Source organism: Massilia haematophila (genome assembly GCF_042647645.1).
Classification (GTDB): domain Bacteria; phylum Pseudomonadota; class Gammaproteobacteria; order Burkholderiales; family Burkholderiaceae_D; genus Telluria; species Telluria haematophila.
The window spans coordinates 4,957,501-4,970,713 of the sequence record NZ_JBHRVV010000001.1 but is presented as its reverse complement, the minus strand read 5'-3'; the positions used below and the strand labels follow the sequence as shown (position 1 = coordinate 4,970,713).

The 13,213-nt window shown below is 59.1% G+C and carries 4 protein-coding genes, 2 tRNA genes and 4 rRNA genes (1 of these 10 cut by a window edge); all 10 read right to left on the bottom strand.

All coding sequences use genetic code 11. The features are described from left to right. Positions 1-17: 17 nt before the first annotated feature. Positions 18-2,893, bottom strand: a 23S ribosomal RNA gene (locus ACFOPH_RS22040). 243 nt (positions 2,894-3,136) lie between these two features. Next, positions 3,137-3,212 (bottom strand) — tRNA-Ala (locus ACFOPH_RS22035). A gap of 4 nt (positions 3,213-3,216) precedes the next feature. Then, positions 3,217-3,293: transfer RNA gene (locus tag ACFOPH_RS22030), tRNA-Ile, on the bottom strand. Positions 3,294-3,369: 76 nt separating this feature from the next. Next, positions 3,370-4,900 (bottom strand): 16S ribosomal RNA (locus ACFOPH_RS22025). The 16S and 23S rRNA genes sit together here with 2 tRNA genes alongside, the layout of an rRNA operon. A 425-nt stretch (positions 4,901-5,325) precedes the next feature. After that, positions 5,326-6,516 (bottom strand): DUF3322 domain-containing protein, encoded by a 1,191-nt coding sequence (locus ACFOPH_RS22020; protein ID WP_379737253.1) that lies wholly within the window; start codon positions 6,514-6,516, stop codon positions 5,326-5,328. Between the two features lie 11 nt (positions 6,517-6,527). Then, entirely contained in the window at positions 6,528-9,980 is a 3,453-nt protein-coding gene (locus ACFOPH_RS22015; RefSeq protein ID WP_379737251.1) for an ATP-binding protein, read from the bottom strand. Next, positions 9,977-10,570, bottom strand: a complete 594-nt coding sequence (locus ACFOPH_RS22010) for a DUF4194 domain-containing protein (protein WP_312552707.1) — start codon at positions 10,568-10,570, stop codon at positions 9,977-9,979. Before ACFOPH_RS22010 ends, ACFOPH_RS22015 begins: the two co-directional genes overlap by 4 nt. A 10-nt stretch (positions 10,571-10,580) precedes the next feature. Continuing rightward, positions 10,581-12,035: a DUF3375 domain-containing protein gene (locus ACFOPH_RS22005; RefSeq protein WP_379737249.1), complete on the bottom strand. Its 1,455-nt coding sequence runs from the start codon at positions 12,033-12,035 to the stop codon at positions 10,581-10,583. Between the two features lie 562 nt (positions 12,036-12,597). Then, positions 12,598-12,710 (bottom strand): 5S ribosomal RNA (gene rrf / locus ACFOPH_RS22000). 116 nt (positions 12,711-12,826) lie between these two features. Beyond that, positions 12,827-13,213, bottom strand: a 23S ribosomal RNA gene (locus ACFOPH_RS21995); it runs 2,505 nt beyond the window's last position.

Sequence of the window (13,213 nt, the reverse complement as noted above, 5' to 3'; positions counted from 1 at the left end):
ATACCTGCTAAGGTTATAGGGACAAGCCGTACGGGCAATTAGTACTGGTTAGCTTAATGCATTACTGCACTTCCACACCCAGCCTATCAACGTCCTGGTCTCGAACGACCCTTCAAGGAGCTCAAGGCTCCGGGAAATCTCATCTTAAGGCAAGTTTCCCGCTTAGATGCTTTCAGCGGTTATCTCTTCCGAACTTAGCTACCCGGCAATGCCACTGGCGTGACAACCGGTACACCAGAGGTTCGTCCACTCCGGTCCTCTCGTACTAGGAGCAGCCCCCTTCAAATTTCCAACGCCCACGGCAGATAGGGACCAAACTGTCTCACGACGTTTTAAACCCAGCTCACGTACCACTTTAAATGGCGAACAGCCATACCCTTGGGACCGGCTACAGCCCCAGGATGTGATGAGCCGACATCGAGGTGCCAAACTCCCCCGTCGATATGAACTCTTGGGAGGAATCAGCCTGTTATCCCCAGAGTACCTTTTATCCGTTGAGCGATGGCCCTTCCATACAGAACCACCGGATCACTATGTCCTACTTTCGTACCTGCTCGACTTGTCGGTCTCGCAGTTAAGCACGCTTATGCCATTGCACTATTAGCACGATGTCCGACCGTACCTAGCGTACCTTCGAACTCCTCCGTTACACTTTAGGAGGAGACCGCCCCAGTCAAACTGCCTACCATGCACTGTCCCCGATCCGGATCACGGACCAAGGTTAGAACCTCAAACAAACCAGGGTGGTATTTCAAGGATGGCTCCACGGGAACTGGCGTCCCCGCTTCAAAGCCTCCCACCTATCCTACACAGATTGGTTCAAAGTCCAATGCAAAGCTACAGTAAAGGTTCATGGGGTCTTTCCGTCTAGCCGCGGGTAGATTGCATCATCACAAACATTTCAACTTCGCTGAGTCTCGGGAGGAGACAGTGTGGCCATCGTTACGCCATTCGTGCAGGTCGGAACTTACCCGACAAGGAATTTCGCTACCTTAGGACCGTTATAGTTACGGCCGCCGTTTACTGGGACTTCAATCAAGAGCTTGCACCCCATCATTTAATCTTCCAGCACCGGGCAGGCGTCACACCCTATACGTCCACTTTCGTGTTTGCAGAGTGCTGTGTTTTTATTAAACAGTCGCAGCCACCAGTTTATTGCAACCCTTTCGCCCTCACACAGTAAAGTGATCAAGCTACCGGGGCGTACCTTTTCCCGAAGTTACGGTACCAATTTGCCGAGTTCCTTCTCCCGAGTTCTCTCAAGCGCCTTAGAATACTCATCTCGCCCACCTGTGTCGGTTTGCGGTACGGTCTCGTATGACTGAAGCTTAGAGGCTTTTCTTGGAACCACTTCCGATTGCTTCGTGTCACAAGGACACACGTCTCGACCCCTTGAATTGCGCGCCCGGATTTGCCTAAGCGCCTTCTATGAGTCAAGAACCAGCTATTCCAACAGCTGGACAACCTTCCGCGATCCGTCCCCCCATCGCATCATACGACGGTGCAGGAATATTAACCTGCTTCCCATCAGCTACGCATCTCTGCCTCGCCTTAGGGGCCGACTCACCCTGCTCCGATGAACGTTGAACAGGAAACCTTGGGCTTACGGCGTGCGGGCTTTTCACCCGCATTATCGCTACTCATGTCAGCATTCGCACTTCTGATACCTCCAGCATCCTTTACAAGACACCTTCGCAGGCTTACAGAACGCTCTCCTACCATATCCAATAAAGGATATCCGCAGCTTCGGTGACTGGCTTAGCCCCGTTACATCTTCCGCGCAGGACGACTCGATCAGTGAGCTATTACGCTTTCTTTAAATGGTGGCTGCTTCTAAGCCAACATCCTGACTGTTTTAGCCTTCCCACTTCGTTTTCCACTTAGCCAATCTTTGGGACCTTAGCTGGCGGTCTGGGTTGTTTCCCTCTTGACGCCGGACGTTAGCACCCGACGTCTGTCTCCCAAGCTCGCACTCATCGGTATTCGGAGTTTGCAATGGTTTGGTAAGTCGCAATGACCCCCTAGCCATAACAGTGCTCTACCCCCGATGGTGATACTTGAGGCACTACCTAAATAGTTTTCGGAGAGAACCAGCTATTTCCAAGTTTGTTTAGCCTTTCACCCCTACCCACAGCTCATCCCCTAATTTTTCAACATTAGTGGGTTCGGACCTCCAGGGCGTGTTACCGCACCTTCATCCTGGCCATGGGTAGATCACTTGGTTTCGGGTCTACACCCAGCGACTGTCGCCCTGTTCGGACTCGATTTCTCTACGGCTCCCCTATTCGGTTAACCTCGCCACTGAATGTAAGTCGCTGACCCATTATACAAAAGGTACGCCGTCACGGATCAAGTCCGCTCCGACTGTTTGTATGCACACGGTTTCAGGATCTATTTCACTCCCCTCCCGGGGTTCTTTTCGCCTTTCCCTCACGGTACTGGTTCACTATCGGTCGATTACGAGTATTTAGCCTTGGAGGATGGTCCCCCCATGTTCAGACAGGATTTCTCGTGTCCCGCCCTACTTGTCGTACGCTTAGTACCACCGTCTGAATTTCGTGTACGGGGCTATCACCCGCTATGGCCAGAGTTTCCAATCTGTTCCACTATTCAATCGACTATCACGTACAGGCTCTTCCCATTTCGCTCGCCACTACTTTGGGAATCTCGGTTGATTTCTTTTCCTGCAGCTACTTAGATGTTTCAGTTCGCCGCGTTCGCTTTGCATGCCTATGTATTCAGCATGCAATGACCCAAAGGGCCGGGTTTCCCCATTCGGAAATCTGCGGATCAATGTGTGTTTGCTCACTCCCCGCAGCTTATCGCAAGCTACTACGTCCTTCATCGCCTGTAATCGCCAAGGCATCCACCATGTGCACTTATTCGCTTGTCCCTATAACGTTAGCCCCTGCTGACAACAGGGATCGTTACAGTTCAAAGAGTACAGCTCATTGCATGTTTGTTGATACTTTGATTACTACCCTAAGTGTGTGATCAAATCATTGCTGACTTAACCGCACGCTTAAAAAAACTTTACTTCTTCCAGATTGTTAAAGAACGAAAAAACAGTGATCTCGAAAAGATCAAACCTAAACATACGCTGTTGCGTCGCTTACGTTTGCACTCTCAAGAAGAATGGTGGAGGATGACGGGATCGAACCGACGACCCCCTGCTTGCAAAGCAGGTGCTCTCCCAGCTGAGCTAATCCCCCTATGTGGTGGGTCTGGTTGGATTCGAACCAACGACCCCCGCGTTATCAACACGGTGCTCTAACCGACTGAGCTACAGACCCAAACTGTTCTCGTTATTTTCAACAGTCGATAAGTGCGGACGCTTGATGTTGAGCTTTCGCTCTGGTGCTACTCTAGAAAGGAGGTGATCCAGCCGCACCTTCCGATACGGCTACCTTGTTACGACTTCACCCCAGTCACGAATCCTACCGTGGTAAGCGCCCTCCTTGCGGTTAAGCTACCTACTTCTGGTAAAACCCGCTCCCATGGTGTGACGGGCGGTGTGTACAAGACCCGGGAACGTATTCACCGCGGCATGCTGATCCGCGATTACTAGCGATTCCAACTTCACGTAGTCGAGTTGCAGACTACGATCCGGACTACGATACACTTTCTGGGATTAGCTCCCCCTCGCGGGTTGGCGGCCCTCTGTATGTACCATTGTATGACGTGTGAAGCCCTACCCATAAGGGCCATGAGGACTTGACGTCATCCCCACCTTCCTCCGGTTTGTCACCGGCAGTCTCATTAGAGTGCTCTTGCGTAGCAACTAATGACAAGGGTTGCGCTCGTTGCGGGACTTAACCCAACATCTCACGACACGAGCTGACGACAGCCATGCAGCACCTGTGTTCAGGTTCCCTTTCGGGCACCCTCCAATCTCTCGGAGGTTCCTGACATGTCAAGGGTAGGTAAGGTTTTTCGCGTTGCATCGAATTAATCCACATCATCCACCGCTTGTGCGGGTCCCCGTCAATTCCTTTGAGTTTTAATCTTGCGACCGTACTCCCCAGGCGGTCTACTTCACGCGTTAGCTGCGTTACCAAGTTAATTAAAACCCGACAACTAGTAGACATCGTTTAGGGCGTGGACTACCAGGGTATCTAATCCTGTTTGCTCCCCACGCTTTCGTGCATGAGCGTCAATCTTGACCCAGGGGGCTGCCTTCGCCATCGGTGTTCCTCCACATCTCTACGCATTTCACTGCTACACGTGGAATTCTACCCCCCTCTGCCAGATTCAAGCCTTGCAGTCTCCAACGCAATTCCCAGGTTGAGCCCGGGGCTTTCACGTCAGACTTACAAAACCGCCTGCGCACGCTTTACGCCCAGTAATTCCGATTAACGCTTGCACCCTACGTATTACCGCGGCTGCTGGCACGTAGTTAGCCGGTGCTTATTCTTCAGGTACCGTCATTAGCAAAGGATATTAGCCTCTACCGTTTCTTCCCTGACAAAAGAGCTTTACAACCCGAAGGCCTTCTTCACTCACGCGGCATTGCTGGATCAGGCTTGCGCCCATTGTCCAAAATTCCCCACTGCTGCCTCCCGTAGGAGTCTGGACCGTGTCTCAGTTCCAGTGTGGCTGGTCGTCCTCTCAGACCAGCTACTGATCGTCGCCTTGGTGAGCCTTTACCTCACCAACTAGCTAATCAGACATCGGCCGCTCCAAAAGCATGAGGTCTTGCGATCCCCCACTTTCTTCCGTAGAACGTATGCGGTATTAGCGTAACTTTCGCTACGTTATCCCCCACTTCTGGGTACGTTCCGATGTATTACTCACCCGTTCGCCACTCGCCACCAGACCGAAGTCCGTGCTGCCGTTCGACTTGCATGTGTAAAGCATGCCGCCAGCGTTCAATCTGAGCCAGGATCAAACTCTTCAGTTCAATCTCTGTTTGTTGACTCTTTCGAGTCATCCTGATTTCTCAGGAGTCGCTCACTCAAAATACTGACCGTCGCCTCATTGCTGAGACAACGCTTAATACTTTGTGCGAGCATTTGATATTTTAAGTAATCACTGACCGAAGTCAGCGGCACCTACATCAAACGCCCACACTTATCGACTGTTAATTGTTAAAGAACCGTTGTTCTGTACCGCCTCGCGGCGCTTGCGAATCGTTTTGTTCGTCAGCAGCAGAGAAGTGAGATTATGCAGTGTTTCGCGATATTCGTCAACTTCTTTTTTACAGCACCGCGTTTTGTCGCGGCCTTCGTGAACTCTTCAACTACTTGATTTCGTTGTCGTTTTCGCGAGGGACCGAACTATAACAAAGCTCATCCATTGGCGCAAGAGGCGATTCAGCCACACACTTCACGCCGCGCGTATTGCATCCGCTGCCCAGGTGTAGCCGATGCGTTCCTGCTCCAGCCGCAGGCGCTCGACATGGCAATCGTCGCGCAGCGCGAGAAACAGCGTTTTCTCGGCCGAGGTCAAGCGCGTCAGTTCGGCAAGGAAGCGTTTGTCCGGGTCCTCTTTTCCCCACAGGTGACGATGCGCGTGCAGGGTTGCTTCATCCATCAAGATGGAGCGGGCGTGCGGCAGGTTCATGCGCAAGCGGTCGAGAATGGCAAAACCATGGGTGTCGATGTCGCCCCAATAGAACAGTTCTCTGTTGCGCAGCCACTCAGCCTGGGCCAGGCGATCGATGCCATAACCGCCGCCGAAGACGACCATCCCCGAGCGCACAGGCGGGAATGCCAAGGCATTGACTTCGTTTTCGGTCACGAACACGCGCTCCACCCTGCTCTGCAGCGATGCGAACTGCGCCACCGGCACGGTGAGATCGGACAAACCGCCAATGAAGTGCTCGGGATCGAGCAAACGGAAGCGAATCATGGGCGGCTTGCTCAGCAGGCCAAAACGCGCTTCGAACTGCTTGCTGCCAAGCGCGGCCGCCACGACAGCCTCCGCCGGCAGCACCTGGTCGAGCAGCTCGGCCAGCAGTCCCCTGCGCGCTTCGATGAATTTGCTGTCGACCCCGGCGATATCGAGCTGGCGCAGATACAGTCCCGGGCGCGGGTGGCGTACGAACCAGTCCAGCACGGCGAGTACTTGCGCCCAACCGTCCCCGTGCTCGAGCAGCGCCAGCGGATGCGCGCGGACCCATGGCGATAGCGAAGGAAACGCCGCCAGCGTCGCGCCGGCCAGGGTGTCGAAGCGACGTGCCTCGGCCCCGCGACCGATCATGCGCAAGGCATCGGCTTCGGATGGAATCGATACCGCGGCCGGAATGCTGTTGCGCCCCAACTGACGGTGATTGATCTCGCGCCAGACCAGATCGTAGCCATACCCCTTGCGTTCGCGGCTCTCGCCAACCAGGGCGGCGATCCAGGTGCGCACCGCCTCGAACTGCTCCCCCATCTCGGCCGCCCCGGGCTGGCGCAGGCGCTGCGCGTAGGGAAACAGCTCAGCGCGGTCGAGGCGCGCCGCCAGCAGGGCGCCGCTGTCCCACAGCTTGCGCACCGTTGCGACGATATCGGCCGGCGTCGACCACTGCGCCATATGCCGACCCGTCATGCGCCGCGCGCGCTGCGTTCTGCGCGGTATTCTTCAATGCTCAGGTAGCGCAGCATCGACTGCCGCCCTTCTTCGCTGTGCACGAAACCGAGGCCGGCGACATACGGCTCGATGATGTGTATCTTCTGAAGCGGCGTGACGATCAGCAGCTGCAGGTTCATGCGGCGGAACAGTTCGAGGCCGTAGCGCGCCGATTCGTCCGAGCCGCGCCCGAAGGCTTCGTCGATCACCACGAAGCGGAACGAGCGCGAGCGCACCGCGCCCCATTCGAGCCCGAACTGGTAGGCCAGGCTCGCCGCCAGGACGGTATACGCCAGCTTTTCCTTCTGGCCGCCCGACTTGCCGCCCGCATCCGTATAGTGCTCGTGCTCGCGATCGTCTTCGCGCCAGCGTTCGGAAGCCGAAAAGACGAACCAGTTGCGCACGTCGGTCACCTTGCGGGTCCAGCGCCGGTCCATCTCGGCGCTGCCCTCGCGCCCGCGGAAGCGCTCGATGATGCGGCGCACCTGCAGGAACTTCGCCTCCGTGTATTCCTCGTCGGCGGAACCGGTCAGCGCGCCCTCGGTACAGCTGCGCAGGTCCTGCTGGAAGTCGCGCAGGTCGGCGTCCAGGCTGGGCTCGGCCTCCAGCGCGATGTAGCGGTCCGGATTGTAGTCGATCGCGTGCAGCGAGGCGTTGATGGTATCGATGCGCTCGCGGATGGTCTCGCGCTCGCGCTTGAGCTGTGACTGAAAGCCGGCGATCTCGCGGATGGTGTTCTCGTTGAGGAGCGCCTTGAAGCGTCCGGCGAAGCGCGGCAGGTCGTCGGCCTGGAGCGCCTCGAGCATGCGCCTGAATTCGCCCGCCGCATCGATGGAGACGTCGACTTCGCGCGCGTCGAGCGGCCAGGTGCGCACGTAATCCTGCATGGCCGATATGATCTGGTCGCGCAGGCGTTCGATTCGCTTGCCTTCGGCGTCGATCCGCGCCTGCAGGAACTCGCGCATCTCGCGTTCGCGGCTGTCGCAGGACTCGACCGTCAGCGTGTGCTCGCCCAGCGCTTCCCCGCGCAGCGCGGCCAGCGCCGGAAAGGCGGCTGCGGCCACCGCGGGTGCGATGAGGGAGGAAAGCTGCAGGCATTCCTCACGCTGGCTGCGTGCCTGCGCAAGCTTTTCGGCGAGGGTCGCCTGCTGCCTGGTCGCAGCCAGGTGCTGCTCCTCGGCCTGCGCCTGCGCCGCAAGCAGTTCCTGCAGTTGCTGCTGCAGGGTGCGCAGCAGGTCGGACGACGCGGCCAGCGCCTGCTGTTCGGCGGCGAGACGCTCGACCTCGCTGACCAGCGGCTTCCAATCCAGCTCGGCGAAATTCGCGTACACGCCCAGCCTCTGCCACAACCCGTGCAAGGCGTTCGCTTCGTCCACTTCACGCTTGAGCGTGCGTACCTGCTCGGCCTGGGCCAGTATGCGCGTCGACAGGTCGCGCTCCTGCTTGGCCAGCGCAGCGATCTTTGCCTCGTTGCTCCAGCCCAGTACATAGCGCGTCCTGTCGTCGATGCGGTGGCGGTCGTCCTTTTCGTGGCGCTCGCCGCCCGACTTCATCTGGCCGTTGCTGGTAATGGCGCGGCCCTCGCGGCGGAACTGGTCCATGCTGTCGCAGCAGGCGTAATCGAAGCGGCGCGCCAGTTCGTTGTCGATCCAGGCATAGAAAGGCGACGCCGGCGAGACCGCCAGCTTGCGCACCAGCGAGCGCGGATGCAGCGCCTGCGCTTCGGCCGCCACGTTCGGACGCACCCGGAAATACACCAGGCGCGCCCCGAGATGGGTGCGCTCGGCCCATGCGGCCACTTGCGCATAATGCGTCTCCGGCACCAGCAGCGACAGGCCGAAGGCATGCAGCAGGCGCTCGGCCGCGCCCTCCCAGGCCGCGTCTTCCTCGCGCACCTGGATCAGTTCGCCGATGAACGGCAGCGCGTCGGGCGCGATCGCCAGCGTGTCGCACAAAGCCTCGCGCACTGCCAGCATCTGACGCGGAATGTTCGAGCGGCGCTGGCGCAGCGACTCGAGTTCGCCGGTCAGCTCGCCATGCAGTCCGCGCAATTCGCGGATCGTCACGCCCGCCTCCGTCAGGCGATTGCTGCGCTCGTCGCGTCGGACGATGCAACCGGCCTGGCCCTGTTCGATGGCGCGGCGGTTGGCCTCGAACGTGCCGGCATCGAATGCCCCGGGCAGCGACAGGGCGGACGCAATGAAGTCATACTGCTCCGCGCGCATGCTCCTCTCCTGGCGCAGCGCATCGAGACGCCCGATCTCGTTCCTGATCTGCTCGATGCGGTGGCCGCCATTGGCGGCGATGGCGAGCGTCAGTTCGTCGCGGCTGTGCAGCTGGCTGCGCCGCAGCTGATCGAGCTGGGCCAGCCTGGCGCTCGCCTTCCCCTCGTCCGCCTCCAGGTGCACGATGCGCTTGTCGAGCAGTTCGCCCTTCAGTCCCGCAAACCACGGACGCAGCGCATCGCGGCAGCCGCGCAGTCCTGTTACCTCGCTTACCAGCGCGGCATGCCGCTCGCAGTTATCCGTCAGCGGCAACAGGTGCTCGATTTGCGCCTTGGCCTTGAGTACCGACTCATGGGCGCGGTTCAAATCGTCGAAGTGGCTGATCAGGGCATCGATGCGCGGCTGGACCGGGAAAGGTTCGAGCATGTGCTCGCGCACGAACTCGGTCAGGTTGCCGACCGATTTCATCGACACGGTCTGGTGGAACAAGTCCATCGCCTGCTCCGAAGCTATACCGAAGCGGCGCCGGAACTCGGCGCCATAAGGAGGAAAGCTGTCGTGCAGGGTGACGCCGGCAATCGCGCGCAGGCGCTTTTTCAACTGCGCGATGTCGCTGCCAAAACCAGTAAAGTGTTCCTGGATCGCGAGGGCGGCGTCGGCGACGACGTAGAAACGCTCGGGCTGGCCGCGCGGATCCTTCAACCAGAATACCTGGGCCAGCGTGACCGTCTGCGCGAAGCCCTCGTTCTGGAATTCGCCAAGCAGGACCGAATAGCTGTGCTCGTCGCGCAGCGCTACCGCACGTGCATTGGCCCCCGTGTCGCCGCGTTCCGACTTGTAGTGGCCAAGCACATAGGTGCGCAAGCTGCGCTCGCGGGCGTCGGCGCCTGCCGCCTTGTTGTAGGCGATCTTGTTGGCCGGGACCAGCAAGGTGGTCAGGGCGTCGACCAGGGTCGACTTGCCCGAGCCGATGTCGCCGGTCAGCAGCATGTTATCGCCGCCCGGGTGCAGGCGCCATACGCGCCCGTGGAAGGTACCCCAGTTGTAGGCCTCGAAGCGGTGCAGGCGGAAACCGGCGCGTTCGGCCGTGGCGGCAGGCTCGGGCTGCGGCGCCTGAGCGCCGCTTGCACCGGCGTCCAGCGGCAGTTCGGTTTGCCCGTCCGGCGTGAACATGCCGGGAGCCGCATCCGATGGCGTATTCATGCGCCCTCCCCGTCGTCGATCGCCGCGGCATGTTGCGCATAGCCGTCCAGGCGCGCGGCGAAATCGTCGAGCCACTGCGCATCCACGAACGCCTTCAGGATGCGCCTGACTTCGTATTGCTCTCCTTGACCGCGCAGGCGGCGCAGGAAGCCCAGCTCGACCACCTTGTTCAGATGCGTTTCCATGCGGTCGAACAGACGCGCCTCGTTCGCGGTATCGGGCAGGAACAGGCGCATGTGGTTAACGATGTCGTCGCGGCTGACGACCAGGCGCGTCTCGCCGCCTGTGGCGTCGAACTCGGCCAGCTTCTTGCGCAGCAGGACCAGCAGCAGGCTGACGGGAAAACTGAGCGGCCGGCGCTGCACCAGGCGCGGCAGTGCCGGCGCATCGGGCGCCTGCGCGCGCTGGCGCAGGTAGGCATAGCCCTCGGCTTCGTCGAGGATCAGTTCGAGGCCGATCACGGCGGCGTAGTCGCGCACGCGCGCCTGCAGGTCGAGCAGCGCCTGCCACGGCGCCGCGCCGGCTTCGCGGTACAAGACACCCTGGAACAGGGCGATGAGGATGGGTCCCAGTTGATCGTCGTCGTTCATTCGCTCTCGTTCATTCATTGCCATGCTCCTTCACGGCAAACACCACCAGCGGCACGGTCGCGCGTCGACGGCAACCGTCGCCGTCGACCCAGTCGACCTGCTCGGTACGCTCGTCGTCGATGACGGCGGCCGGGTCCTCGCTCGCCAGCTTCAGATAGGTGGCCAGTTCGGCCAGGCCCTGCTCGATCGGCGCCTCGCCGACCAGGGACGCCAGCGAAATCTGGCGGCGGGTCTGCAGGGCGCGCCGGACCGCCGCCAATAGGCGCGCCTGGTCGACGTACACCTGGTCGAACAAAGCATCGCTCGCGATCGGCGCCTCCGACTCATCGATCGCCACCTCGCGGATCGCCGCCTTGAAAGGCGGCGTGTAGATCAGGCGCTCCATCGGCAACGTGATTTCCGGCCCGGGCTCGTCGATGGCGCCCAAGCCCTGGTCGGGAATCCGGCCGCGCAGGGCCAGCGCTTTCTGCTCGACGTTGCGGATCAGCTCCATGATGCGCCGATTCTCGAGCCAGGCCTGGTCGTCGAGGTAGCGCCGCAGCTGCTCGGACAAGCGCGCGACGGTGCGCTGGGTCAGCTCCCCGGCTTCGAGCCAGTCGTAATGGATGCGCCGCAGCCGGCTGTCCGGCGCCAGTTCACGCACGGCAGGCACCGCCATCACCTGTTCGAGCAGCCCGCTCAATTCGTCCTGCCGCGCAGGCGACATCAGCAAATCCCAGAACGCACGAAAGCTCTTGCCTTCGTCGGAATCGGTGAGCGTGTCGCGCCAGCCGAATACCTGCTGCAGCAGTTCGCCTTTACCGCCATCCCAGGTGGCGATCTGTTCGCGTACACCGCGGTCGAGACTGCGGAAGTTCTGGTCGAGGGCGCGAAAATCGGCCAGCAGCTCGCGCGCCGTGGAAGCCATCTGCAGGAAGCGTTCACGCACTTGCACCGGTTCCATCAGCTCGACGTGGCCGGCCCGGATCCGGGCAATCTCCGCATCGATATCGGCCTTGCGCTTCTGCAGCTCGGCAATGCGTGTACGCGGATTCAGCTCGGTGCCGTCGACGATCTGCTTGAGCAGTCCGAATACCGTCATCAGGCGCGACTCGGTACCAATGAAACTGCGCTGGCCCAGTCCCTTCAACCATTCAATGGCGGCCTCGGCAGGCGATGTCAGGTCGTAGTGCGGCTGGTCTTCGCCTTCCGGATAATACTTTCGTAGCCAGCCGCGATCGTCGGCAGCCCAGTCATCCAGATATGCGGCGGCGCTTTTCGAATAGAGCGGCTCGCCTGCCATGTCGTGCAGATGGAAGAGGTGGTCGTCAAGCCGGGTAACGAGCTCGTCACGCGAGAACGTTCGAATGTTCGGCGCGCTAAAGCTCCGGTACAGGAAGCTGGCGATCATCGGCGCGTGGTCGGCGGCGAGAAGGCGCCAGGCTGGATGGCTGCGGCGTTGGGCTGCGAGCTGTTGGTAATCCATTCTTGATTGTCCGTGGCATCACTACGTCCAATGTAAGCGACCTGGCGGTATTTAGACAAAAGAATAATGGAAGTTGTTTCGAGGAGTAGAACCGCAAAAGGATGTTTACTGCACAGCCTCTTCCTCTGCTGCAGCTCGCTTTCTGATGGGCTCGACGCTTAGTGAGCCAGGTTTTGAACAGGAACAGCTGGTAACGGAACCGTTGCGTTATCCCAGTGTCCTACGAACCTGGGCGGCGTTTGTTCACCCGAGGTTTCGTAATCGGGGGAAACACGACGGTGGCAAATGCTTGCCCAGCTTGGAAAGCCGCCCTTGTAGGGTGGGGACTCGTCCCCACGCGGTCTGACCTGATGATCAGCCTTCTGCCCAGTAGGGTGGGCTCTCGAGCCCACGCGGTCTCACCTGATGTTCAGCCTTCTGCCCAGTAGGGTGGACACCTGTGTCCACGCGGTCTCACCGGTCGACTGTCCGCGGCGCGAAGAGAAGGAAAACCGATATAAACGGACCCTTGAAACGCAAAAAACCCCGCAGAGATCACTCTGCGGGGTTTTTCTTATAACTAGCCTGACGATAACCTACTTTCACACTGGTTGCAGCACTATCATCGGCGCAAAGTCGTTTCACGGTCCTGTTCGGGATGGGAAGGGGTGGGACCGACTTGCTATGGTCATCAGGCATGACTTGTACGAGTTTCGCTCACTCATGTGAGCGCCACTCTGAATCTGGAAGAAGTATGGGTAGCGTGTATCAACAAACAGCGCTGTATTCTCGACTATACCTGCTAAGGTTATAGGGACAAGCCGTACGGGCAATTAGTACTGGTTAGCTTAATGCATTACTGCACTTCCACACCCAGCCTATCAACGTCCTGGTCTCGAACGACCCTTCAAGGAGCTCAAGGCTCCGGGAAATCTCATCTTAAGGCAAGTTTCCCGCTTAGATGCTTTCAGCGGTTATCTCTTCCGAACTTAGCTACCCGGCAATGCCACTGGCGTGACAACCGGTACACCAGAGGTTCGTCCACTCCGGTCCTCTCGTACTAGGAGCAGCCCCCTTCAAATTTCCAACGCCCACGGCAGATAGGGACCAAACTGTCTCACGACGTTTTAAACCCAGCTCACGTACCACTTTAAATGGCGAACAGCCATACCCTTGGGACCGGCTACAGCCCCAGGATG

Excerpts from the sequence above, each read along its gene's own strand:
- ACFOPH_RS22020 (WP_379737253.1), bottom strand. The coding sequence starts at position 6,516 with ATGGCGCAGTGGTCGACGCCGGCCGATATCGTCGCAACGGTGCGCAAG.
- ACFOPH_RS22010 (WP_312552707.1), bottom strand. The coding sequence starts at position 10,570 with ATGAACGACGACGATCAACTGGGACCCATCCTCATCGCCCTGTTCCAG.
- ACFOPH_RS22015 (WP_379737251.1), bottom strand. The coding sequence starts at position 9,980 with ATGAATACGCCATCGGATGCGGCTCCCGGCATGTTCACGCCGGACGGG.
- ACFOPH_RS22005 (WP_379737249.1), bottom strand. The coding sequence starts at position 12,035 with ATGGATTACCAACAGCTCGCAGCCCAACGCCGCAGCCATCCAGCCTGG.